Origin of the sequence: Spirillospora sp. NPDC048823, from assembly GCF_043198445.1 — a bacterium.
Taxonomy (GTDB): domain Bacteria; phylum Actinomycetota; class Actinomycetes; order Streptosporangiales; family Streptosporangiaceae; genus Spirillospora.
In genome coordinates, this window is record NZ_JBICUT010000010.1 from 273098 (window position 1) to 296287 (window position 23190).

Sequence of the window (23190 nt, forward strand, 5' to 3'; positions counted from 1 at the left end):
ACGCCTTCCCCGGCTCCCTTCCTGAACGAAACGCAGGGCAGCGGAGTACTCACTGGGGAGAGAAGAGCGTGAGGAGCCTCATGAGCTATCCACCGCAGGCGGATTCCCGGTACGGCATGGGGCGGGACACTGCCCAGTACGGTCTCCGCGACGACGTCCGGTACGGCCTGGGCGACGACGTCCGGTACGGCCTGGGCGATGCGCACGGGACCGACTTCCTGTCGCCTCCGCCCCCTCGTACGTGGCCGCATGACGATCCGTTCAGGCGGCCGGCGCCGGCCGACCCCTGGGTGCCGCCCGGCTACGACGAGCCGCGCCGCGACCGCAGGGGCGGTTCCGGCCGGGCGGTCGTCGCCGCGGTGCTCGCGGCGCTGCTGGCCGGCGGCCTGGCCGGGGCCGTCGCCGGGCGGGTGACCGCCGGCGGCCCGCTCACGGGCCCGGCGCAGTCCACCGCCGGGCCGGTGAACGCCGGGTCCGGCGACCTCAGCGACGTGGCGGCGCGGGTGCAGGCGAGCGTGGTGTCGATCGAGGTGGAGGCGGGGAACGCGAGCGGCACCGGGTCCGGGTTCGTGATCGACCGGCAGGGACACGTGCTGACCAACGCGCACGTCGTCGAGGACGGCGGCCGCGTCACCGTGGTGCTGGCCGACCGGCGCCGGGTCGCGGCGCGCGTGGTGGGCTCCGACAGCGCCCTCGACCTGGCCGTGATCGCGATCCCCGCCGGGCGGGGTCCGGAGCCGCTGGCGTTCGGCCGCTTCTCGGACGTGCGGGTCGGCGACCCGGTCATCGCGCTCGGCTCCCCGCTGGGCCTGCAGGGCACCGTCACCGGCGGCATCGTCAGCGCGCTGAACCGCCAGGTGCGGCTGGGCGAGGGCCGCGGCGCGGGCACCGCCGTGCAGACCGACGCGTCCATCAACCCCGGCAACTCGGGCGGGCCGCTCGTCAACGCGCGCGGCGAGGTCATCGGCGTGAACACGGCGATCGCGACGCTGATGCGCGGCGGGGGCGGCGGCTCGATCGGCATCGGTTTCGCGATCCCCGCGGATCGGGCGCGGGAGGGGGCCCGGCGGCTCCTGCGCTGACCCGTCCGCCGGGTCAGAGGCCGAGGCGGCCGGCGTGGCGTCCGAGGAAGGCGACGACCTCCTCCTCGGGCTTGTCCGGGAGGCCCCAGATGATCTCGGTGACGCCCGCCCGCTCCCAGGCCGCCATGTCCTCGGCCGACGGGCGCGCGGCGGCCAGGACGGAGATCTCCGGCCGTCCGGCGCGGCCCGCGTCCTCCCAGGCGGACCGGAGGGCGGTGGCCTTGGGCAGGATGTCCTGCTCGATGGGGGTGGTCATCCAGCCGTCGGCGTTGGCGGCGATCCACGCGAACGTCTTCGGGCCCCCGCCGGCGCCGATCAGCAGCGGGATGTGCGGCTGGGCCGGCTTGGGCCAGGCCCAGGACGGGCCGAAGGACACGAACTCACCGGCGTAGGACGCCTGCTCCTCCGTCCACAGCGCCCGCATCGCCTCCACGTACTCGCGCAGCACCGTGCGGCGCTTGCCGGCCGGGACGTGGTGGTCGGCGAGTTCGTCGGTGTTCCAGCCGAACCCCGCACCGATCGTGACGCGGCCGCCCGACAGGTGGTCGAGCGTGGCGATGGCCTTGGCGAGGGTGATCGGGTCCGACTCCACGGGGAGCGCCACGGCCGTCGCGAGCCGGATGGAGGACGTGACGGTGGCCGCGGACGCCAGCGACACCCAGGGGTCCAGCGTGCGCATGTAGCGGTCATCCGGGAGGGATTCGTCACCCGTACCGGGATGCGCGGCATCGCGCTTGACCGGGATGTGGGTGTGCTCAGGCACGTAGAACGTGTGGAACCCGTTCTCTTCTGCGGCCTTCGCGGCGGCGGCGGGCGTGATGCCCCTGTCACTGGTGAAGAGCACGATGCCATGGCGCATGCCCCCGATACTAGAACGTGTTCTAGGGGGCAGACCAGGACCCTCCCCGCGGACGGTGAACGCTCACCCGGGGGAGAACGAACGCACTCTTCGCGGCTAGTGGTCCCCGGCGTCGCGGCCCGCCAGTATTCTGGTTACTGGCTAGTCAACAATATGACTATCAAGGTGAGCGCATGCATCCGTTCCGAGCCGCCGCCGAGGCCGGCGAGCACGACGCGATCGAGGCCCTGCTGTCCGACGACGTCGTCTTCACCAGCCCGGTCGTCTTCAAGCCGTACTCAGGCAAGCCCGTCACGGCGGCGATCCTGCGCGCCGTCCTGCGGGTCTTCACCGACGTCCGCTATGTCCGGGAGATCAACGACGTGGACGGCCGCGACCACGCGCTGCTCTTCGAGGCCAGGGTCGGCGACCTGACGATCAGCGGCTGCGACTTCCTGAGGACGAACGACGACGGCCTGATCGAGGACCTGACGGTCATGGTCCGGCCGCTGTCGGCGGCCCGGGCACTGGCCGACGCCATGGCCGTGGAATTCGAGCAGGTCGAGCGCGAACTGGCGGCGGGCTGACCGCGATCGGCCATTCCCTGGCATTTACGGCGTTGATTTATGTTTCGGTTCGGTCAGTTGACATGTCCGAAACCGCGGGTACCTGGACCTTCCCTCCGCTCATTCCCAGGTTCGGCGGAAGTCACCGAATCGCTTTCCAGGGAGTGTCATGACCACGAGTACGGAGCTGCCCGAAATCTTGTCGGACGATTTCGCGTCCGACCCCTTCAGCGGCTACGAGGTCCTGCGGGAGAAGGCTCCGCTTCACTGGCACGAGGGGATGCATGGACTTTTTCGAGTTTGATCATCCGTCAATTGACAGCCGTGCTCGCCGTGCCCGAACGACAGGTGGGCGCGGTTGCCGATGTCGCCGCGGTCCGCCGGCCGGACCTGCGGGTCGGTGTTGGCCGCAGCGAGCCCCATGACCAGCAGGTCGCCGGAGCGGATGTCGCGGCCGCCGAGCCGGCAGGCGTGCACGGCCCAGCGGCCGATGAAGTTCTGCGTCGGCGTGTCCTCCCAGAGCACCTGGGTGAGCGCCTGGTCGAGTCCCGGACGCGGGCGTCGCAGTCGATCAGCGGGACGCCCTCGTCGAGGGACAGCGCGTCCCGGACCCGGTCGAGCGCCGGCCGCCGGCCGTCGCCGAACCGGTTGACCGCCACGACGAACGGCATCGCGTGCGCCTCCAGGCGGTCGAGGCTGTAGAAGCAGTCCTCCAGCCGGCGCGTGTCCACCAGGACGATGGCGCCCAGGCTTCCGGAGAACAACTGGTCCCACAGGAACCAGAACCGTTCCTGGCCCGGCGCCCCGAACAGGTAGAGCACCTTCTGCTCGTCGAGGGAGATGCGGCCGAAGCGATCAGCCCGCCGGTCTGCGCACCGGCGTCCGGTTCGCGGCGTGCTCGGACTGCATGCCGGACACCGGCTCGTCCTCGGCGACGATCAGCGCCACCAGGTCGAGCGTGTCGTCGGCGGCCTCGCTGCGGCCGCCCCCGGTCACGGTGTAGAGCCGGTCGGGGTCCTCCCGGCCGAGAGGGCGGGAGTTCATGCGCTGACGTCGTGCTCGGATCTGCGGGGTGCGGCCGTGAGATAGCCGCCGATCTGCTCGACCAGCTCGTTCATGGAGTGCCCCACCAGGCCGACGTCGGCGATGTCGTCGGCGACGACGGCGAGGTGGGCGCCCTCGCCCGCCGGCACGATGAGCAGCACGCCGCCGGGGAACTCCACCATCGACTGGCCCGTGCCCAGGGCGTCGCCGAACTCGCCGGAGGCGCTCAGCGAGTGGATGCCGGACGCGACGGCGGCGAGCTGGTCGGCCCTGTCCTCGTCGAGCCCGGCGGTGTAGCAGATCTTGAGGCCGTCCCTGGACAGCACCAGAACGTGCCGGACACCCGGCGCGGTCCACGAGGCCCGCGAGTAGCCAATCGAGATCACGCTGATCGGTGCTCATCGGTTTCCGGGGCGGCCGGTGGCCCGGACGCCCCTCCTCCCATCTGTGATTCCTGCTGGTTGTCGATCCCGCGGGGTCCGTGCACTGTCAGCCGGTGTCGCCGGGCCCGGTCTCCCCGGTCGCGGTCTCCCGGGTCGCGGTCTCCCGGGTCGCGGTCCGCTCCGTCCCGGTGTCCTCCGGTCCGGGCGCGGACACGGGGGGATGCCCTGCCGCGGACCGGCGGAACGCGGCGAACCGGCTCCCGGTGTCACGGGGGAGGCGGTCCCGAGCCGCGGGCGGCCCGGCGGGCGCGTTCGCGAGGGCGGCGCCGCGGTTGCGTTTGGGCAGGACGAGATCGTCGGACTCCGCGTCGTCCGGCGGGGCCACCGCCGCCGCCTGCCGTGGCGCCACCGGGCGGCGCGCGGCGGGGACGGCGACGGCCGGGCCGCGTGTGGCCCCGTCCGTCGGGGGCGTGCCCGGGGTCGGGCTGCGGGGAGTAGATCACGAGCTTGGCGGGGATCAGCACGATCACGCCGATGCCGCCGCGCGAGGACGGCCGGAAGCTGACCCGCAGATCGTGCTTGCGGGCGAGCCGGCGCGATCCACCGGTTCCCGTGCCCGGCGCCCGGCGCGGACGGGGTCGTGGGAGGTCGCGCCGCATCTTAGGCAGCTTATTGATTGCCGTCGCGACAGTGCCTAGATTGGCATCGTCCAAGTCCCGCCCGCAAGAGGAGCAAGCCTTGTCCGTGCGAACCAAGCCACCGTTTCGGGCCGACCATGTCGGCAGTCTCCTGCGTCCGGCCGAGCTTCTGGCGGCGCGGGAGGATCATGCGCAGGGCCGCATCGACGCCGCCCGGCTCGCCGAGATCGAGGACGCCGCCATCCGCGACGTGGTGCGGATGCAGGGCGAGGCCGGGCTGCGGTCGGCCACCGACGGGGAGTTCCGCCGCACCTCGTGGCACATGGACTTCATCTACCAGCTCGGCGGGATCAGCCCGGCGGACGAGAAGATCAAGGTCCAGTTCCACAGCGACGCCGGGGACATCGAGTTCACCACGGCGGCGCTGAGCGTGCACGACAAGGTCCGGCTGGAGCACACGATCTTCGCGGACCACTTCTCGTACCTGCAGAGCGTCGCCGGGGACGGGGTGACGCCGAAGCTGACCATCCCGTCGCCGAACATGGTCCACTACCGGGGCGGACCGGCGTCGATCGACCCGAAGGTCTACCCGGACATCGAGGAGTTCTGGGACGACCTGGCCGCCGCCTACGCCGAGCAGGTGCGCCGGCTGGGCGACCTGGGCTGCCGGTACCTGCAGCTCGACGACACCAGCCTCGCCTACCTCAACGACCCGGCGCAGCGGGCCATGATCTCCGAGCGCGGGGACGACGCCGAGCACCTGCACCTGCGCTACATCCGGCAGATCAACGCGGCGCTGGCCGGGCGGCCCGAGAGCATGAACGTCACCACCCACATGTGCCGGGGCAACTTCCGGTCGTCCTGGACGGCCGAGGGCGGCTACGACTTCGTGGCCGAGGCCCTGTTCGGCGAGCTGAACGTGGACGGGTTCTTCCTGGAGTTCGACGATGAGCGGTCGGGCGGGTTCGAGCCGCTCCGGTTCGTCCCCCCGGGCAAGATGGTCGTGCTGGGCCTGGTCACGACCAAGCGCGGCGAACTGGAGTCCAAGGACGACCTGAAGCGCCGCATCGACGAGGCGGCGCGGCACGTCCCGCTGGAGCAGCTCTGCCTGTCGCCGCAGTGCGGGTTCTCCTCCACGGTCGAGGGCAACGTGCTGACCGCCGAGCAGCAGGCGGCGAAGCTCCGCCTCATCGCCGAGACCGCCGAGGACGTCTGGGGCTGAGCACACTCCGGTGGACCATTCCGGATAGGCCATTCCGGTCGGCCACTCCCCCGGTCGACCTTCCCCCGCGGGCCACTCCCGGGCCGACACGCCGGCCGGCACGACGCGCCGGCCGGCGTTTCCCGTTGCGGACGGACCACCGCACGCCGGCCATCCGGTTAACGGCGGGTGAAGTTCTCCTCTCCATGACCGAACGTGATCGCGGACGCGCAGTAGGCTCGCCGCGGACGGGTGCAGGTCAGGAGAGGAACCGGGTCATTGAGCGGGATCAACGTCGGGCAGGCCATCGTTCTCGGCATCGTGGAGGGCCTGACCGAGTTCCTCCCGGTGTCCTCGACCGGCCATCTGAAGATCACCGAGGGCCTGATGGGCATCCCGGTGGAGGACCGCGCGGTGATCGGGTTCACCGCCGTCATCCAGACCGGGGCGATCGCGGCGGTGCTGGTGTACTTCTTCTCCGACATCGTCCGCATCGTCAAGGCCTGGGGACGCGGCGTCGTCGACAAGGACGAGCGGTACCACCACGACTACAAGTTCGGCTGGTGGGTCATCTACGCCACGATCCCCGTCGTCGCCGTCGGTGTCGCCGCCGACGACCTCATCCACGGCCCGCTCGCCTCGCTGTGGGTGGTCGCGGGGTCGCTGATCGGCGGCAGCGTCGTGATGTGGCTCGCCGACCGGTACGGCAGGCACAAGCGCGGTGAGGACGACACGTCTCTCACCGACGCGATGCTGATCGGCGGCTCGCAGATCCTCGCGATGCTGTTCCCCGGCTTCTCCCGCTCGGGGGCGACCATCTCCACCGGCCTCCTGCTGGGCCTGGACCGCGTCGCCGCGACGAGGCTGTCGTTCTTCATGGGTATCCCGGCGCTGACCGGCGCCGGGATCTACGAGCTGCCCACCGCGCTGACGTCGGGTGCGGGCGCCCTCCCGCTGATCGTCGGAACCGCCGTGTCGTTCATCGTCGCCTACGCGTCCATCGCCTGGCTTCTCAAGTTCGTCGCCGGCCACAGCTTCACGTCGTTCGTGATCTACCGGATCGTCATCGGGCTGCTCCTGTTCGGTCTCCTCGGCGCGGGGACGCTGAACGCCTGAGCTCCGTGGCCGTGGCGGTGAGGGCCGGGACGGGTCTCGCCCGGCATGCCACCGGCCCCGTGACCTCCCCTCCGAGGGCACGGAGCCGGTGACGCAGACCCGCGGATCTGGAGAACCGGGTCAGCGGGTGTGGGTCGAAGCGCTGCGGTAGTCGGTGTAGGTGTAGGGGTTGTCGAGGACCTTCGTCTCGGGGACGTCCGGGTTCATGCCGGCCGCCCATTCCTCGTCCCCCATCGACGAGCGCAGGTACTCGACCGTCGACTCGACCTCGCGGCGCGCTGCGGCGAGGTCGGCGTCCACCAGGCGGTGCTCGTGCTTGACGACGCGCCCGTCCACGACCACGGTGTGGACGTCGCCGCGCTGCGCCTGGAACGCGACGTGCCCGTAGGGGTTGAGGACGGGGAACGAAACCGGCGAGTGGTCGTTCTTGATCAGGACGACGTCGGCCTTCTTGCCGGGTTCGAGGCTGCCGAGGTCGTCGCGGCCGATCGTCCGGGCGCCGCCGCGCGTGGCCCACTCGACGACCTGGTCGGCGCGCAGGTTGCAGTGCGTGACGGTCTCGCCCTTGTTGTGCGCCTCCAGGTGCATGCGGCAGCGGTCGGCGCCGAGCGTGGTCCGCATGGCGGAGAACAGGTCGCCGCTCCACCAGACGCTCGTGTCCATCGACAGCGACACCGGGATGTCGTGGGCGCGCAGGACCCAGGTGGGCGGGTAGCCCTGCCCGGCGCTCTGCTCGCTCTCGGTGGAGACCGAGATGGATCCGCCGGTGGCGGCGATGCGGTGGTAGGAGTCGGCGGATAGGGACGCGGCGTGCACGTACACCGTCTCGGGCGTCATGAACCCGTGGTCGTGCATGAGCTTGATGCCGTCGTCGCTGGTCGCGCCCCACACGCCGGCGTGGGTGGTGACGGGGACGCCCAGGTCGCGGGCGACCTCGAAGGCGGGCTTCTCCGGGAAGGACGGGTCGCCGGTCACGTCGAACGCGATCTGGAAGCCGAGCAGGTCGCCGCCGATGAGCCTGCCGGCGAAGTCGCGGAACTCCGGCGTCCCGGTCCATTCGGCGGGCGGCGCCTGGATGTTACCGTAGGCGAGGACGAAGCGTCCGGGGACCGAGCGCAGCGCGTCCACCGCGGCGTCGGCGTGGTCGAGGGTCTGCAGGCCGTGGGACCAGTCGACGACGGTGGTGACGCCGGCGTCGACGGCCTCCAGCGCGGCGAGCACGTTGCCCGCGTGGACGTCGTCGGGGCGGAACCGCTTTCCGTGCTCCAGGTAGTACCAGACGAAGTACTGCGTCAGCGTCCAGTCCGCGCCGTAGCCGCGCATGGCGGTCTGCCACATGTGCCGGTGGGTGTCGATCATCCCGGGCATGACGATGCCGTCGGTCGCGTCGATCTCGGCGGTCCCCTCCGGTACCCGGAGGTCCGGACCCACCGCGGTGATCTTGTCTCCGGTGATGAGGACGTCGGCACGGTGGAGGACCTCGCGCCCGTCGGTCATCGGCAGGACCGTGCCGCCGCGCAGCACCACGGGGCGGCCCGGCTCGAACTCGCTCGTCGTGTTCGGCATCGCTTGCACTCCTCGTCCTCGGGACGCTCTACCGCCGAGCAGGCACGGACTCATGTCCGCTCTACGGTCAGACCTGCATGTGGCCACTCTTCCCATCGGTAGTCAAAGTGTCAACCACTTGACCAGGTCCGATATCGACGTGGCAGAATCGAAATGGCGGACGAGCGTCCGCCCAACGGACGTGGTGGACGGCCGATGGACGACCGATGGACGAGCAAGGGAGCCGGATGACGGACGACACCTCGCGCGAAGGGCCGGGCGGCCCCCTGGCGGGGGTTCTGGTGGCGGACTTCTCCCGGGTCCTGGCCGGGCCCTACGCGACGATGCTGCTGGCCGACCTGGGCGCCGAAGTGATCAAGGTGGAGGGCCCGAAGGGCGACGACACCCGGTCCTGGACACCGCCCGCGCGCGGCGACGTGTCGACCTACTACCTCGGCATCAACCGGGGCAAGCGCTCGATCGCCCTCGACCTGCGGGACGAGGAGGACGCCGCGGCCGGCCGGGAGCTGGCCCGCCGCGCCGACGTGCTGATCGAGAACTTCAAACCGGGCGGGCTCGCCAGGTTCGGCCTCGACTACGACACGGTCCGCGCCGCCAACCCCGGCGTCGTCTACAGCTCGATCACCGGTTTCGGGGCGGGGGCGGGACGCGACGTCCCCGGCTACGACCTGATGGTGCAGGCGATCTCCGGGCTGATGAGCCTGACCGGCGACCCGGACGGCCCGCCCTACCGGGCCGGGATCTCGGTGTTCGACGTGATGGCGGGCAACCACGCCGCGATCGGAATCCTGGCGGCACTGCGGCACCGCGACGCGACGGGCGAGGGCCAGCACGTCGAGGTGAACCTGCTGTCGTCGGCGCTGACGGGCCTGGTCAACCACAGCTCCGCCTACGTCGCCGGCGACACCGTCCCCTACCGGATGGGCAACGCCCACCCGAGCGTGTTCCCGTACGAGCCGCTGCCGACCGCCGACAACGATCTCATCGTCACGGCCGCCAACGACCGCCAGTTCCGCAAGCTGTGCGAGGTCCTCGGAATCCCGGACGTCCCGGACGACCCGCGGTTCGCGGCCAACGCCGACCGGACGGCCAACCGCGCGGAGCTGCGCCCGATCCTGGTGGAGCGGCTGGCGCGGCGCGGCGCCGTCGAATGGTTCGAGCTGCTGGTGGAGGCCGGGGTGCCGAGCGGGCCGATCAACACGGTCGACGGCGGGTTCGCGATGGCCGAGCGCTTCGAACTGGACCCGGTCGTCGTGGTCGGCGAGGGCGATGACGCCGTCCCGACGACCCGGCACCCCATACGCTTCTCCCGGACGCCCGTGACGTACCGGCTGCCGCCGCCCAGGCTGGACGAGCACGGCGCCGACCTGCGCAAGTGGCTGGCCGAGCCGCAGGAGGACGAGCCCCGGGAGGACGGCCGTGGCTGAGCCGACGGATCCGAAGCCGCCGCGCGAACCCGGGTATCCGACCGCGCTGGGCGCGTCCAGCCGCGAGACGATCACGCTGCTGGGGCACGATCTCGCGAAGGACGTGATGGGCGAGGTCGGGTTCGGCGAGCTGGCGTTCTGGCTCGCGACGCAGCGGCGGCCCGAGCCGGGCGAGACGCGCGTGTTCGAGGCCGTCCTCGCCGCGCTCGCCGACCACGGCTTCACCCCGACCGCGATCGTCACCCGGCTGACGTACCTGTCGGCGCCCGACTCGGTGCAGGGCGCCCTCGCCGCCGGGCTGCTCGGCGGCGGCTCCCGCTTCCTGGGCGTCACCGAGGACACGGGCCGCTTCCTGCACGACGTCCTGACCTCGGCCGGCGGGGATCCGCCGTCCGGCCTGCCGGTGGACGACGAGGGGTGGGACGCGCTGGCGCTGCGGACCGTCCAGGCGGAACGCGAGGCGAAGCGGTTCGTCCCCGGCCTCGGCCATCACGTGCACAAGGACGGCGACCCGCGCACTCCCCGGCTGATGCAGATCGCCGCCGAGGAGGGCCTGTTCGGGCCGCACCTGTCGCTGTTCGCCGCGATCGGCCGCGTCCACCCCGAGGTGCTGGGCAGGACGCTGCCGCTGAACGGCGCCGGGGTGTGCGGCGCCGCGCTCGCCGATCTCGGGCTGCCGCTGGAACTGCTGCGCGGGTTCGCGCTGCTCGCCCGCACCGCCGGGCTGATCGGGCAGCTCGCCGAGGAGCTGCGCCACCCCGTCGGCAACGAGATCTTCCTTTCAGTGGACCTCAGCAACCGCTCCGTCGCCCCCGACCCCTACTCCCCCGGAGACCGTCATGGCTGAACTGGTCGCTGTGATCGCTTCGACCCATCATCCCTTCTACCACCGCGCGAGCACGGCGACCGGCGCGGACCGTCCCGACTTCGCGGACGAGTGGGTCCGCAAGGTCGAGGCGTTCCGCGAGACGCTGACCAGGGCCCGGCCGGACGTCCTGGTGATGGTCGGCTCCGACCACTTCCACCAGCTGTGGCTGGACAACATGCCGCAGTTCCTCATCGGCAAGGCGCCCTTCTACGACGCGAACTGGTACAACGAGGAACGCGAGTTCGGGCTCCCCAGGATGCTGATGAAGGGGCAGGAGGACCTGTCGGCGTACATGCTGCGCGAGGGCCTGGACGCGGGCTTCGACCTGGCGTTCTCCAACGAGCTGCGCATCGACCACTCGATCACGTGCCCGATCATCACGCTGCGCCCGCAGAACGACCTGCCGATCGTCCCCGTCTACACCAACATCTTCGCGCCGCCGCTGCCGCGGCCGAAGCGGTTCGTGCAGCTGGGGAAGACGATCCGGGAGCTGGTCGAGTCGTGGCCGGGGAACCGGCGGGTCGCGGTCATCGGCACCGGGCACCTGTCGCTGGAGCTCGGCGGCCCGCGCCAGTTCGGCCCGCACGGCCCCGACCCGGAGTTCGACGCGAAGGCCGTGGAGTGGATCTCGTCCGGCGACATCGAGGGCTGCCTGTCGGAGGTGACGCTCGACAGCCTGCACGCGCCCGGCAACGCCACCCACGGCTTCATGGACTTCATGCTGATGATGGGCGTCGCCGGCGAGGGCCGCAAGGCCGACTACGTCGACACCTACGACCTGTTCCACACGATGGAGGCCTACTTCACCTGGTATCCCGATACCTCCAGCCTTCAGTCCCGAGAGGAACACGGACACCGGCATGAATGAACCGGCGCAACCGAAAACGTCAGAGAACGACGTTGCCCGCCACGCCATCCCAGCTCACGTAACGGCTGCCGCACCCGGCACGACCGGGACCACAACGCGGCCAAGAACATCCTTGCGGCTGGTCGAGCCGTAGCCGAGGGCGACCCCGGCGAGGTCTGTGGAGCTGATGTCAGACGGCAAGGGCCCTCCCTTCCGCAATCGGCCGCGAAGCAGAAACACCCACGGCGCGAGCCGTAGGAATCCCTCCCGTCAGGGAGGAGAGGAAGTCAACTGGTATCCGAACGGAGCGGGCGAGTGAGCAAGTACCTGCTGAACAAGTTCCTCTACACCGTCGACCGCGACCCGGCGCTCGTCGAGCGCTACCGGGAGGAGCCGGAGGCGACCGTGGCGTGGTGGGAGGGGGAGCAGGCCAACCGCATCATCAACTGCCACGGCGGCGAGTCGAGCACGTGGCTGCGCTTCGACGACGCCGAGCGGGACGCCCTCACCGGGCACGACTACCCGAAACTGTTCGAGCTGGGCGCACACCCGTTCCTGACGCTGACGCTGTTCATCGCGATGTTCGAGCGCGACCACGACGAGCCGCTCGGGTTTCAGCTGGAGTACGCGCGGAAGCTCTCGCACATGACGCTTCCCTACCCCGACATCGCGACCTGACCGTGCGCGCCGCGGAGATTCGCGAGTGCGGCCGCCCGCCGGTGGTGGCGGAGCGGAAGGCACCGGTTCCCGGGGACGGCGAGGTGCTGGTGGACGTCCTCGCCGCGCCGATCACGCCGCTCGACCTGCTCTGCGCGACCGGGACGTCCTACTTCGGGAAGCCGGCGACGCCGTACGTGCCGGGCGTCCAGGGCGTGGGAACCGCGGGCGGGCGGACGGTCTGGTTCCCGACCCCGGCCGGGATGGCGCCGGGCGACGGGAGCATGGCCGAGGCCGCCACCGTCGCGGAGGCGGCGCTCGTCGAGCTGCCGGGCGGCGTCGACCCGGCCGGGCTGGCCGCGCTCGGGCTGTCGGCGGTCGCCGCGCACATGGCGCTGACCTGGCGCGGCGAGCTGACCGCCGGGGAGCAGGTCATCGTGCTCGGCGCGGGCGGCGTGGTCGGCCAGGCCGCCGTCCGGCTCGCCCGGACGGCGGGAGCGCGGCGGATCATCGCGGGGGCGCGGTCACCGGCCGCGATGGAGCGGGCGGAACAGGCCGGGGCGGACGCGGTCGTCGCGCTCGACACCGGCGACGTCGCCGAACTGGCCCGCCGGTTCACCGGCGCCGCCGACGGTCCCGTCGACCTCGTGCTCGACCCGCTGTTCGGCGCCCCCGCGGCGGCCGCGGCGCGGGCGCTGCGCCCCGGCGGGCGGCTCGTCAACCTGGGGAGCTCGGCGGGCGAGACCTGCCCGATCGAGTCGTCCACCATCCGCGGGAGGTCGCTGCGGCTGCTCGGCTTCACCAACAACGAACTGACCGCGGAGCAGCGCGCGGAGGCGATCACGTTCGTCGCCGGGGAGGCCGCCGCGGGGAGGCTGGCCGTCGCGCACGAGACCGTCCCGCTGGACGGCGCGGCGGAGGCGTGGCGGCGTCAGGGCGAGGGGACGGCGGCGGGACGGATCGTCCTCACCCCGCAACCGGCCGGGTGACCTGCGGGACGGTCTCCAGCCGCGCGAAGTCGGCGCTGATCTCCCCCGCCGTGTGCAGCAGCAGCGGCAGGTGCTCCTCCAGAAGCCGCTCGACGGGCGTCTCGGCGGCGTGGGTGTTGACGTTGATGCCCGCGATGACCCGGCCGGAGCCGTCGCGCAGCGGCGCCGCCACCGAGCGGATGCCGCGCGCGAGCTGCTCGTCGGTCATCGCCCACCCGCGCGCCCGGACCTCGCGCAGCTCGGCGTCGCGCTCCCGCTTGGACAGGTGGACGCGCGGCTCCAGGCCGGAGCGGGTCGGCTCGGCGAGGATCCGGTCGACCTCCGCCGGGTCGAGCGAGGCGAGCTGGACCTTGCCGAGCGACGTCTGCAGGGCAGGGAACCGCGTCCCGATCTGCACCGCCAGCGCGACGATCTTCGGGACGGCGACGCGGGCGACGTACACGATGTCGGACCCGTCGAGCTGCGCGATCGAGCACGACTCGTTCGTCCGCTCGGACAGGCGCTCCATGTGCGGGCGCGCCACGTCCCACAGCCCCATCGACCGGACGTAGGACACGCCGAGGTCGAGGACGCGCGGGGTGAGGGCGTATCCTCCGTCGCCGGCGCGCACGTAGCCGAGTTCGCCGAGGGTCAGCAGGATGCGGCGGGCGGTCGGCCGGGCGAGGCCGGTGGCCTCGGCAACCTGCGCCAGCGACATCACGGGGCGCCGCGCCTCGAAGGCGGTGATGACGTCGAGGCCGCGGGCCAGCGCCTCGATGAAGTCCGGTCCGGTGCCTTCCCGTGGCATCGATCATCCCCTCGCCGTCCTGCACGCCGACCGCCCGCGCCCGTCAACTGTCCATCGTACGGACAACTGACCGGCCCGTGGGCGGCGGCACCCGCGTCAGGGATGAAAGCGGAAGTCAGGGATAGAAGCGGAAGACCGGCTGGAGGACGCAGGCCGGCTTGTCCCCGTTCTCGATCTCGACCACGAGGTCCGGGGTGACCTGGACGCCACCGGCGACCTCGGTCACGTCCGCGAGCGTCCCGGACACCCGGATGCGCGCACCGGCCGGGACGGGTGCCGGGAACCGGACCTTGTTCAGGCCGTAGTTCACCTTGGTCGTGACGCCGGTGACGTCCAGCAGCTCCGTCCACAGCGGGATGACCAGCGACAGCGTCAGGTATCCGTGCGCGATCGGGCCGCCGAACGGGCCGTCCTTCGCACGTTCGGGGTCGACGTGGATCCACTGGTGGTCGTCGGTGGCGTCGGCGAAGGTGTTGATGCGGGCCTGGTCCACCTCCAGCCACCGGCTGGAGCCGAGCGAGCCGCCCGCCAGGCTCTTCAGGTCCTCGAAAGCGACCGTCGTGCTCATGTGATCTCCTTGTCCGCCAGGCGCAGGGCCCGGACGGCGTTGTCCTTGAGGATCTTGGGCCGGACGTGCGGCTTGATCTCCAGCTTGTCGAAGTCGGCCCGCCACCGGTCCGGGGTGATGACCGGGTAGTCGGAGCCGAACAGCACCTTGTCCTGAAGAAGGCTGTTGGCGTACCGGACGAGCTGCGGCGGGAAGTACTTCGGCGACCAGCCGGACAGGTCGATGTAGACGTTCGGCTTGTGCGTGGCGACGGCGAGCGCCTCGTCCTGCCACGGGAACGACGGGTGCGCCAGGATGATCGTCAGGTCGGGGAGGTCGACGGCGACGTCGTCCAGCAGCATCGGATTCGACAGGCCGAGGCGGATGCCCCCGCCGCCCGGCATGCCCGCGCCGATGCCCGTCTGCCCGGTGTGGAACAGGGCCGGGACGCCGTGCTCGGCGGCGACCTCCAGCAGCGGATACGCGCTGCGGTCGTTGGGAGCGAAGTCCTGCAGGGACGGATGGAACTTGATCCCGCGGACGCCGCGTTCCTCGATGAGGCGGCGGAACGCACGCGCGCCGGCGCGTCCCTTGGCCGGGTCGACGCTGGCGAACGGGATGAGGACGTCGGGGTGCTCGGCGGCGGCGTCCGCGATCTCCTCGTTCGACAGCGCCGGGTGGCCGGTGGCGTTCTCGATGTCGACGGTGAACACGACGGCCGCCGTGCGCCGCTCGCGGTAGTAGGCCGCGATCTCGTGGATGTCGGGCGTGTGGTGCCCGCCGCCGAAGTACTTCGCGGAGGCTTCGAGGTACTCCTCCGGCAGCGACAGGTGGCCGTGCTGGTCGGTCTCGACGTGGACGTGCACGTCGATGGCCTCCAGTGCGTCCAGGTCGAGGCGGGTCACCGGGACGGCTCCGGTTCCGGCGCCTCGGGGAGGTTCTCCCCCACGCTCTGCTCGTGCTCGGCGAAGATCGTCGGCCAGGCGGCGGCGATGTCGCCGGCGCCCCAGCCGCCGTCCCGGTAGGCGGCGACGGCCTGGGTGGGGTGCGTCCACAGCGACAGCCGGTCGCCGCCGACGCCGACGGCCTGCCCGGTGATGCCGGACGCGGCGTCGGAGGCGAGGAACGCGACGAGCCCGGCGGCGTCCTCCGGGGTGCCGAAGGCCAGGGCGCGGCGGGCGAACGGCGGCATCTCCCGTCCCTGCCGCATCTCCTCCACGAACGGGGCGAGCGCGGGGATCGTCTCGGTCATCGCGGTCGCGGCGACGGGGACGATGGCGTTCACGGTGACCTTCGCGCGGGCCAACTCCATCGCCCAGGTGCGGACGAACCCGATGATCCCGGCCTTGGCCGCCGAGTAGTTCGTCTGGCCGAAGTTGCCGCGCTGCCCGGCCGGGGAGCCGACCAGGATGAGCCGGCCGCCCTCGCCCTGCTCGCGGAACCGCACCGCCGCCGCGCGGGCGCAGGTGAACGTTCCTTTGAGGTGGACCTGGACGACGGTGTCGAAGTCGTCGTCGGTCATCTTCCACAGGACCTTGTCGCGCAGGACGCCGGCGTTGGTCACCATCACGTCGAGCCGCCCGAACTCGTCCACGGCCCGTCCGACCAGGCCGTCGGCGGCCTCGGACGTGCCGATGGCGGCGACGTGCGCGACGGCCCGCCCTCCCGAGTCGTTGATCTGCTTGGACGCGGCCTCGGCCGTGGCCGCGTCCGCGTCGTTGACCACGACGGCCGCGCCCGCGCGGGCGAGCTCACCGGCGTAGGCGAGGCCGAGACCCCGCCCGCCGCCGGTGACCACCGCCACCTTCCCGTTCAGCTCCATTGCCACCCTTCCTGGTCCGGCCTTGCTTGTCCGGCGTTGCTGGTCCGGTCGTCCCCCTGTGGCCTAGAAATTAGATTCAAAGTTGTCGTGCGTCAAGAATTAATCGAATAACCTGGGTCACAGCGGCATCGCGCGGGGTCATGGTGTGATGGCTGGCGGCGCGCCCGCGCGGGGCCCGGACCACCGGGAACACGGCACCACCGGGAACACGGCCCCACTGGGAACGCGCGACCATGAGAACGACGAGAGGACGGGCATGACCGCCGAGCAGGACGCGTCTCAGAACCCGCGGCCGCGGCCGCGCGCTCCGCAGCAGCTGCTCTTCGGCTTCCTCGGCTCGGTCGTCCTCGACCGCGGCTATCCGCCGATCAGCTCCCGGGTCTTCCTCCACCTGCTCGACGATCTCGGGGTCGCGGAGGCGGCGGGACGCGCCACGCTCGCCCGGATGACGCGCAAAGGCCTGCTCACCCGGGTCCGGGAGGGACGCACCGCCCGGTTCTTCCTCAGCCCGTGGGCGGAGGACCTGCTCCGCGAGGCCAAACCGCGGGTCGACTCCCCGACGCCGTTCACCCACCCGAACGGCGAATGGACGCTGCTCAGCTACTCCATGCCGGAGAGCCGCCGCGACCTGCGCCACCAGATCCGCGCCCGGCTGATCTGGGCCGGCTTCGGCGGCCTGCGCGACGGGCTGTGGATCGCGCCGGGCCGCGTCGACATCGCCGCCGTCTTCGAAGGCCCCGAGTTCGCCGGGCTGGCGGACCTGGCCGACGCGTTCTACTCGGTGCCGGTGGAGGGCACCGACGTGCCGAAGCTCCTGCACCGGGCGTGGGACGTCGACGCCATCCGCGCCGAGCACGAGTCGTTCCTCGCCACCTGGACGCCGGACCGCCGTGAGGCGGGCCGTCCCCTGACCCGCCTCACCCTCCTCGGCGCCGACTGGCTGCAGCTGCTGCGCACCGACCCCGGCCTGCCCGCCGAACACCTCCCGGACGACTGGCCCGCCGCGAGGTCCACCGCCCTGTACCGGGAACGGTTCGACACGCTCGAACCGGACGCGACCGACCAGCTGCGCAAGCTCCTGGACGCCGACGCCGGCCGCCGCTGACCGGGCGCCGTCCCGGCCCGGCGCCGCGCGGGCTGAACCCGGGCGGCGGCGAGGACGTACTTCTGGCGACGGGCACCAACCGGCCCCCGGACCCCGGACCTCGGGCCCCGGGCCCCGGGCCCCACCGACGAAACGGTCGGACGCCGCCCCCCGGCCGAGCGGACGTCCCCGCACGCGAGGAGCACCTTTCGTGTCATCGGACTCGATCGATCCGAGCATGCTGCGCAAGAACGCGCACAGCCCGTCCTTCTTCGCCCTCCAGCGGGCCTCGTCGGGACGGCAGGACCTGGTCGACTTCTGCATCCCCTGCAACCCGTACTTCCCGACGCCCGGCATGTTCTCCCAGCTCGCGGGCGCGATGGAGCAGATCCTGAAGTACTACCCGAGCGACGCCGACACGATCACCGCCGAGCTGTGCGCGGTGCTGGGGCACAACCCGCAGACGGTGGTGATGGGCAACGGGTCGACGGAGCTGATCACCTGGATCGACCATCTGCTGGTCCGCGAGAGCCTCGCCACGCCGATCCCGACGTTCGGGCGCTGGACGGACCAGCCCCTGGAGACCGGCAAGCGCGTCGACATGTTCCAGCTCCACGAGATGCGCGGCTTCGAGTTCGACGTCGACGCGTTCGTGCACTTCGTCCGCACGCGCGGGTCTCGGGTCGCCGTCATCTGCAACCCCAACAACCCCGACGGCGGCTACGTCCCGCGCCGCGAGGTCGTCCGGCTGCTGGACCTGCTGATCGACCTGGACCTGGTCGTGGTGGACGAGTCGTTCCTCGACTTCGTGGACGCCGAGCCGCACACCAGCGTCGCCGACGAGGCCCGCATCCGGCCCAACGCGATCGTCCTGAAGAGCCTCGGCAAGAACTTCGGCCTTCACGGCATCAGGTTCGGCTACATGGTCGCGAACCCGGCGCTGGCGCAGATGGTGCGGTCGGCGCTGCCGAAATGGAACCTCAACTCCTTCGCCGAGGTCGTGGTGTTCCTGCTCCGCGAGCACGGCGCGGAGTACCGGGAGAGCCTGCGGCTGCTGGCGCGCGACCGGATGCTGATGGCCCAGCAGCTCGCGGCGCTGCCGGGGCTGAAGGTCTTCCCGTCCCAGGGCAACTTCATCATGGTCAAACTGCCGGACGGCAGGGACGGCGTCGCGCTGCGCGACCACCTCATCTCCCACCACGGCGTGTTCGTCCGCGAGTGCGGCAACAAGCTGGGCTCGACGAGCCGGTTCGTGCGGCTGGTCGTCCGGCCGCAGCAGGACGTGCAGCGGCTGCTGATCGGCCTCGGCTCCTACCTCTACGGCGCCGCCTCGGAGGCACCGCCCGACAACGTCGTGTCGCCCGGGCACGGCTGGGGCGAGACCGCGCGGCCGGGCGGCGAGCCGGACCTGCCGGGCGCGGGCCGCTTCGCCGAACCGCCGCACCCGGAGCCCGTCCCTCATGAGGATTTCCGGGCCGCCATTTAAGGAATGGCCGAAAAGCAGAAAACGAGTAAGTCGGCCCGATGATCTAGCCGGAGGCACCGGCCGCGTCCTAGGTTGGCAGCGTTGCCATTCGCACGCACCCGTTCACGACGCGTCTCGACGCGACCTCCGGAGAGGATCCAATGGAGAATCCGCACGTCATCGACCCCACCGGCGGCGACGTCCAGGGGGAGGCCGCGAAACTGCGGGAAAGGGGCACGGTGACGCCCGTGGAACTCCCCGGCGGCGTGGCCGCGTGGGCGGTGACCGGCCAGGAAGAGCTCAAGCAACTGCTCGCCGATCCGATGGTGTCGAAGAACCCGAACCTGCACTGGACCAAATGGATCGACGGCGAGATACCGCCGGACTGGCCGCTTTCGCTGTGGGTGTCGGTGCAGAACATGTTCACCGCCTACGGCGACGACCACCGCCGGCTGCGCACCATCATCTCCCGGGCGTTCACCCCGCGGCGCACCGAGGCCCTCAGGCCCGACGTCGAGCAGATCACCCGCGACCTCGCCGACCGGCTGGCCGCGTCCCCCGGCGGACGCGCCGACCTGCGCGAGGAGTTCGCCTACCCGCTGCCGATCGAGGTGATCTGCCGGCTGTTCGGCCTCCCGGACGAGACGCGCCCGAGCCTGCGCCGCTGCGTCGACGGCATCTTCAACACGGCGCTGACGGCCGAGGAGTCCCTCGCCAACCAGCGGGAGATGTACGGCATCCTGCAGGACTTCGTCGAGTACCGGCGCCGCGAGCCCGCCGACGACCTGGCCGGCGTGCTGATCTCCACGCGGGACGACGAGGGTTCGCGGCTCAGCGAGGCGGAACTCGTCGACACGCTGATCCTGATGATCTCCGCCGGCCACGAGACCACGGTGAACCTGCTCGACCAGGCGATTTTGGCACTGCTCACGCACCCCGGGCAGTACGCCCGGGTCCGGTCCGGCGAGGTGCCGTGGGACGAGGTGATCGAGGAGACCCTGCGCTGGCAGGCGCCCGTCGCGAACCTGCCGCTGCGCTACGCCGTGGACGACATCGACGTCGGCGGCGTGACGATCCGCAAGGGCGAGGCGATCCTCGCGGCGTACGCGGCTGCGGGACGCGACCGCGCCCTGCACGGCGCGGACGCCGACCTGTTCGACATCGACCGCGCCGACAAGGAGCACGTTTCGTTCGGCTACGGCGTGCACTTCTGCGTCGGGAAGCATCTCGCGCGGATGGAGGCCGAGATCTCCCTTCCCGCGCTATTCGGCCGCTTCCCCGATATGTCCCTCGCCGTCGATCCGGCCGAACTGCGTCCGGTGGAGTCGTTCATCTCCAACGGTCACCGGGAACTGCCCGTCAACCTGAACTCCTGAGCCCGGCGCCATCGTCCCGTCGATTCTTCCGTTTCCCCGGCCGATCCGTTGGAAAAGCCGGGGAAACGGCGGGCGAATAGGGCGCCGCAGGGCTTTCGTTCGCCGCTCCGGATTCATGCGGAACCGTGGATCCGGAGTGGCGCGCGGGATTCACGTGCCCTGGCGGGCTTCAGGTGGCACGGCGGGCGCGGGCCCGGCGCTTGCCCTCGTGCATCGCCTGGACCCGGGCGATCGGGATGGTGTGGCCCTCCTCGATCAGATCGGACGGCAGCCGCTGCGGGGGCGGCATCGGATCGGTCCAGGGATCGCGGTCGGCCACGAGGGCGGCGGCGTTCCGGATGGTGAAGTCGGCCGGGGCGACCCGGTCGAGGTCGTCCCACGGGACGGGGAACGAGACGGGCGTGCCGGGACGGATTCGCGGGCTGTAGGCGGCGACGACGGTCGCGCCGCCGGCGCGGGTGGAGTCGAGGAAGACCTTGCCGCCGCGGTCCTCGCGGATGAAGGCCGTCGTGGCGAGCGCCGGGTCGAGGCGTTCGGCCCGGGCGGCGAGGGCGCGGGTGGCGGCGGCCACGTCGTCGGCGGGCGCCTCCCCGTCCAGGGGCACGAACACGTGGACGCCCTTCGCCCCGCTGGTCTTGACCGCGCCCGCGAGGCCGCAGTCCTCCAAGGCCCGGCGCACGAGGTGCGCGGCGCCGACGACGGGGCCGAACGCGTCCGACTCGGGCGGGTCGAGGTCCATGACGAGGTGGGTGGGCCTGTCCGGGGCGTCCTGGCGGAAGAGGGGCGGGTGGTATTCGACGGCGCGCTGGTTGGCGAACCACAGCAGGGTGCGGCGGTCGTCGCACAGCGCGTAGGACACCTCGCGCTGCGACGTCTCCGCCCACACCTTCACCGTCCGCACCCAGGACGGCGTGTACTTGGGAGTGTTCTTCTGCATGAAGGGTTTCTGGCCGCGCAGCACGCGCTTGACCGACAGCGGACGGCCGGCGAGCTGCGGGATGATCCGGCCGGCGACGGCGTCCAGATAGTCGACCAGGTCGCGCTTGGTCGCGTCCGCCCCCTCGAACAGGGGGTGGTCGAGGTTCGTCAGCCGGACCCCGTCGCGTTCCTCATCGGCGCTCACATGCCCAGCTTCGCACGCGGCACCGACAACCCGGCGTCGCCGTAGATCTTTCGACCCGGCAGAGGCGTTCAGGGCGAAGGAGCCGGTCAGCGGGGGCGCCAGGGGGACTCCGGGGAGGTGGGGCGCGCATCGGCCGCCACCTGGAGGGCGTAGGTGGGGGACGCGGCGCCGTCGAGCGGGCCGAGGTAGGCGTGGCCGGTCAGGTGGCACCAGGCGGGAAGGTCGATGGGGGCGGCCGGGTCACTGGCGATCAGGTGGACGACGGTGCCGGGGGCGAGGCCCGCGATATGGCCGCGCAGTTCCAGGAGGAGGCGCACGCAGGAGCGGTCGCCGCCGTCGATGACCACTGGGTCCGAGCCCATACCCTCTCCCCCGGTTCCGCTGCCCGCGAAGCTAGCAGGCCACAGGGTGAAATATAGAGGTTTGCCCTGACCATGACGGCGGCCACACCCCGGACGGCACGGGTCTGCTCGGCCACGTCCGCCGCGGTAGGCGCGGGCGGCTCCCGTAGGAGAACAAATCAGGATCAATCCACGATGAACGGGATCGTCGCCGATATGGGTGATCGCCGCCCTAGACTTGACCATTTCTTTCAGGTTCCGTCCAGCTTTGGGGCTTACAGTCGCAGTGAAGTACCCCCCGTTGTCATCCAGGTGAGGGAACCGACTTTGGGGCAAACCATGGATCTCGGTGTGGCGCGAGTGGAGATCACGCAGACCTGCGGAACGCTGACGTTCCCGGACGAGGTGGACCTGAGCAACGGCGAGGCGATTTTCGAGCAGGCCGAGAGGCTCCTCGACTCCGGCACGCCGGCCCTGATCCTCGATCTGTCCCCCTGCACGTTCTGCGACTCCAACGGACTGAACGTGATCACCCGCTCCCAGATGCGGGCGAGTGAGCTGGGCGTGCCGATGTGGGTGGTGCTGCCGCCGCGCGGCATCGTCCGCCGGGTCTCGGACGTGGCGGGCCTGCAGCGCCGGGTCGCCATCGCGCCGGACGTGGCGACCGCCCGCAAGGCCCTGGCGTCGGCCGCCGCGCACCGCTGAGCGTCACCGCTCCAGGACGCGGCCGATCCACTCGTCGGAGACGCCGAGCAGCAGGTGCCCCGCGCCGAGGATGCCGGCGTCGCGGCCCGCGCGGGACGTGGCGATCTCCAGATTGCGGGTGGCGAGCGGCAGGCAGCGCTCGTAGATGACGCCCCTGATCGTCGCGACGAGGGGCTCGGCGCCCGACAGGCCGCCGCCGATGACCAGCGCGTCGGGGTTGAAGATGTTCACGAGTGCGGTGAGCACGTCCCCGATCAGGCGGCCGGCGCCCCCTCTTCGGCCTCACCCTGACCGGCCTCGCACGGGCCGCGCGGTCTCTCGTCCTGTCCCGGGACGCCCGCCCGGCCGTGCACCGCAACCCGTACCCGTCCATGGGCGGTGAGCTGCGGCAGCCGGAGTACCGGCGGCTCGTCACGACCACCGCCGGCATCACCTCGGTGATCCGCGCGGCAGCTAGCCGGCCGTGAGCGGGGATCGGCGAATCCCGGCACATGATCTCTTTGCATGATCTTGTCGTGGCGGTGATGGCGGGAAGTTGCGGACGGGGCATGGATGCCTAGGACCAATGCCCACGGACATCGCGGCGATCGGGAGCGGCACGTGCAGGTGAAGCTGGAGGCAGAGCTCGGCCGCATTCCGATTCTGGACGTGGCGCCGGTGGTGGGGTGCGGCCGGTGGCCGGCCAAGGCGGTGGTGGGTGAGACGGTCGAGGTGTCGG

26 protein-coding genes and 2 pseudogenes are annotated in these 23190 nt (G+C 71.4%); 14 read left to right on the top strand and 14 right to left on the bottom strand.

Annotation, left to right across the window (positions count from 1 at the left end):
- The first annotated feature begins 80 nt into the window (after positions 1-80).
- Entirely contained in the window at positions 81-1082 is a 1002-nt protein-coding gene (locus ACGFK0_RS23825) for a S1C family serine protease (RefSeq protein WP_392908202.1), read from the top strand.
- A 13-nt stretch (positions 1083-1095) separates the two neighbouring features.
- Here ACGFK0_RS23825 and ACGFK0_RS23830 read toward each other — a convergent pair whose 3' ends face one another.
- The gene (locus ACGFK0_RS23830; RefSeq protein ID WP_392908204.1) at positions 1096-1941 is read right to left on the bottom strand and encodes an LLM class F420-dependent oxidoreductase; all 846 of its coding nucleotides are present in this window, start codon (positions 1939-1941) and stop codon (positions 1096-1098) included.
- A gap of 173 nt (positions 1942-2114) precedes the next feature.
- Between ACGFK0_RS23830 and ACGFK0_RS23835 the strand changes: the two genes are divergently transcribed.
- Entirely contained in the window at positions 2115-2507 is a 393-nt protein-coding gene (locus tag ACGFK0_RS23835; protein ID WP_392908206.1) for a nuclear transport factor 2 family protein, read from the top strand.
- A 243-nt stretch (positions 2508-2750) separates the two neighbouring features.
- On the opposite strand, the gene ACGFK0_RS23840 is transcribed toward ACGFK0_RS23835, so the two are convergent.
- The 5 genes and pseudogenes from ACGFK0_RS23840 to ACGFK0_RS23860 form a co-directional block, all read right to left on the bottom strand.
- Positions 2751-3011 (bottom strand): hypothetical protein, encoded by a 261-nt coding sequence (locus ACGFK0_RS23840; RefSeq protein WP_392908208.1) that lies wholly within the window; start codon positions 3009-3011, stop codon positions 2751-2753.
- 11 nt (positions 3012-3022) lie between these two features.
- Positions 3023-3337, bottom strand: a pseudogene (locus tag ACGFK0_RS23845) (ATP/GTP-binding protein); the annotation flags it as partial.
- Between the two features lie 4 nt (positions 3338-3341).
- Positions 3342-3530 (bottom strand): hypothetical protein, encoded by a 189-nt coding sequence (locus ACGFK0_RS23850; protein ID WP_392908210.1) that lies wholly within the window; start codon positions 3528-3530, stop codon positions 3342-3344.
- Positions 3527-3932 (bottom strand): annotated as a pseudogene (locus tag ACGFK0_RS23855) (roadblock/LC7 domain-containing protein). The gene ACGFK0_RS23850 and the pseudogene ACGFK0_RS23855 overlap by 4 nt, the downstream one beginning before the upstream one ends.
- Before the next feature lie 87 nt (positions 3933-4019).
- A complete protein-coding gene (locus ACGFK0_RS23860) occupies positions 4020-4298 on the bottom strand; it encodes a hypothetical protein (protein ID WP_392908213.1) in 279 nt (92 codons plus the stop codon).
- A 359-nt stretch (positions 4299-4657) separates the two neighbouring features.
- On the opposite strand from ACGFK0_RS23860, the gene ACGFK0_RS23865 reads away from it, so the two are divergent.
- Positions 4658-5773 carry a 5-methyltetrahydropteroyltriglutamate--homocysteine S-methyltransferase gene (locus ACGFK0_RS23865; protein ID WP_392908215.1) on the top strand — a complete coding sequence of 372 codons (1116 nt, stop codon included), beginning with the start codon at positions 4658-4660 and terminating at the stop codon, positions 5771-5773.
- A gap of 258 nt (positions 5774-6031) precedes the next feature.
- Entirely contained in the window at positions 6032-6868 is an 837-nt protein-coding gene (locus ACGFK0_RS23870; RefSeq protein WP_392908217.1) for an undecaprenyl-diphosphate phosphatase, read from the top strand.
- 120 nt (positions 6869-6988) lie between these two features.
- Here ACGFK0_RS23870 and ACGFK0_RS23875 read toward each other — a convergent pair whose 3' ends face one another.
- Complete coding sequence (locus ACGFK0_RS23875; RefSeq protein WP_392908219.1) at positions 6989-8434, bottom strand: amidohydrolase family protein; 1446 nt, start codon at positions 8432-8434, stop codon at positions 6989-6991.
- A gap of 206 nt (positions 8435-8640) precedes the next feature.
- Here ACGFK0_RS23875 and ACGFK0_RS23880 point away from each other — a divergent pair, with 206 nt between their 5' ends.
- The 5 genes from ACGFK0_RS23880 to ACGFK0_RS23900 all read left to right on the top strand — a co-directional run bounded on the left by ACGFK0_RS23880 (position 8641) and on the right by ACGFK0_RS23900 (position 13222).
- The gene (locus tag ACGFK0_RS23880; protein ID WP_392908222.1) at positions 8641-9861 is read left to right on the top strand and encodes a CaiB/BaiF CoA transferase family protein; all 1221 of its coding nucleotides are present in this window, start codon (positions 8641-8643) and stop codon (positions 9859-9861) included.
- Complete coding sequence (locus ACGFK0_RS23885) at positions 9854-10708, top strand: citryl-CoA lyase (protein WP_392908225.1); 855 nt, start codon at positions 9854-9856, stop codon at positions 10706-10708. The genes ACGFK0_RS23880 and ACGFK0_RS23885 overlap by 8 nt, the downstream gene beginning before the upstream one ends.
- Positions 10701-11597, top strand: coding sequence for an extradiol ring-cleavage dioxygenase (locus ACGFK0_RS23890; protein WP_392908227.1), 897 nt, complete (start codon positions 10701-10703; stop codon positions 11595-11597). Before ACGFK0_RS23885 ends, ACGFK0_RS23890 begins: the two co-directional genes overlap by 8 nt.
- A gap of 294 nt (positions 11598-11891) precedes the next feature.
- The gene (locus tag ACGFK0_RS23895; RefSeq protein WP_392908230.1) at positions 11892-12254 is read left to right on the top strand and encodes a hypothetical protein; all 363 of its coding nucleotides are present in this window, start codon (positions 11892-11894) and stop codon (positions 12252-12254) included.
- 2 nt (positions 12255-12256) lie between these two features.
- Positions 12257-13222, top strand: coding sequence for a zinc-binding alcohol dehydrogenase family protein (locus ACGFK0_RS23900; protein ID WP_392908233.1), 966 nt, complete (start codon positions 12257-12259; stop codon positions 13220-13222).
- Here the strand turns inward: ACGFK0_RS23900 and ACGFK0_RS23905 are convergent.
- The 4 genes from ACGFK0_RS23905 to ACGFK0_RS23920 form a co-directional block, all read right to left on the bottom strand.
- Positions 13200-14009, bottom strand: a complete 810-nt coding sequence (locus ACGFK0_RS23905; RefSeq protein ID WP_392908235.1) for an IclR family transcriptional regulator C-terminal domain-containing protein — start codon at positions 14007-14009, stop codon at positions 13200-13202. The two genes, ACGFK0_RS23900 and ACGFK0_RS23905, sit on opposite strands and share 23 nt — an antisense overlap.
- 115 nt (positions 14010-14124) lie before the next feature.
- The gene (locus tag ACGFK0_RS23910) at positions 14125-14577 is read right to left on the bottom strand and encodes a MaoC family dehydratase (RefSeq protein WP_392908238.1); all 453 of its coding nucleotides are present in this window, start codon (positions 14575-14577) and stop codon (positions 14125-14127) included.
- Entirely contained in the window at positions 14574-15461 is an 888-nt protein-coding gene (locus ACGFK0_RS23915) for an amidohydrolase family protein (protein WP_392908241.1), read from the bottom strand. The genes ACGFK0_RS23910 and ACGFK0_RS23915 overlap by 4 nt, the downstream gene beginning before the upstream one ends.
- Entirely contained in the window at positions 15458-16378 is a 921-nt protein-coding gene (locus ACGFK0_RS23920; protein ID WP_392908244.1) for an SDR family NAD(P)-dependent oxidoreductase, read from the bottom strand. The genes ACGFK0_RS23915 and ACGFK0_RS23920 overlap by 4 nt, the downstream gene beginning before the upstream one ends.
- 256 nt (positions 16379-16634) lie before the next feature.
- Here ACGFK0_RS23920 and ACGFK0_RS23925 point away from each other — a divergent pair, with 256 nt between their 5' ends.
- From ACGFK0_RS23925 to ACGFK0_RS23935, 3 genes are all read left to right on the top strand, one after another.
- Complete coding sequence (locus tag ACGFK0_RS23925) at positions 16635-17483, top strand: PaaX family transcriptional regulator C-terminal domain-containing protein (protein WP_392908247.1); 849 nt, start codon at positions 16635-16637, stop codon at positions 17481-17483.
- A 190-nt stretch (positions 17484-17673) separates the two neighbouring features.
- Positions 17674-18948, top strand: coding sequence for a pyridoxal phosphate-dependent aminotransferase (locus ACGFK0_RS23930; protein ID WP_392908251.1), 1275 nt, complete (start codon positions 17674-17676; stop codon positions 18946-18948).
- Positions 18949-19088: 140 nt separating this feature from the next.
- On the top strand, positions 19089-20303 hold the full coding sequence (locus ACGFK0_RS23935; protein WP_392908254.1) for a cytochrome P450: 1215 nt from the start codon (positions 19089-19091) through the stop codon (positions 20301-20303).
- Positions 20304-20472: 169 nt separating this feature from the next.
- Here the strand turns inward: ACGFK0_RS23935 and ligD are convergent, their stop codons facing one another.
- Both ligD and ACGFK0_RS23945 read right to left on the bottom strand, forming a co-directional pair.
- Positions 20473-21426 (bottom strand): non-homologous end-joining DNA ligase, encoded by a 954-nt coding sequence (gene ligD / locus ACGFK0_RS23940; protein ID WP_392908256.1) that lies wholly within the window; start codon positions 21424-21426, stop codon positions 20473-20475.
- Between the two features lie 86 nt (positions 21427-21512).
- Positions 21513-21788: a sulfurtransferase TusA family protein gene (locus ACGFK0_RS23945; protein WP_392908258.1), complete on the bottom strand. Its 276-nt coding sequence runs from the start codon at positions 21786-21788 to the stop codon at positions 21513-21515.
- A 318-nt stretch (positions 21789-22106) separates the two neighbouring features.
- Between ACGFK0_RS23945 and ACGFK0_RS23950 the strand changes: the two genes are divergently transcribed.
- A complete protein-coding gene (locus ACGFK0_RS23950) occupies positions 22107-22472 on the top strand; it encodes an STAS domain-containing protein (protein ID WP_392908260.1) in 366 nt (121 codons plus the stop codon).
- A 3-nt stretch (positions 22473-22475) separates the two neighbouring features.
- Here ACGFK0_RS23950 and ACGFK0_RS23955 read toward each other — a convergent pair whose 3' ends face one another.
- Positions 22476-22730: an ROK family protein gene (locus ACGFK0_RS23955; protein WP_392908276.1), complete on the bottom strand. Its 255-nt coding sequence runs from the start codon at positions 22728-22730 to the stop codon at positions 22476-22478.
- A 294-nt stretch (positions 22731-23024) separates the two neighbouring features.
- Here ACGFK0_RS23955 and ACGFK0_RS23960 point away from each other — a divergent pair.
- The coding region (locus tag ACGFK0_RS23960) for a maltotransferase domain-containing protein (RefSeq protein WP_392908278.1) at positions 23025-23190 on the top strand (166 nt) is incomplete at its 3' end.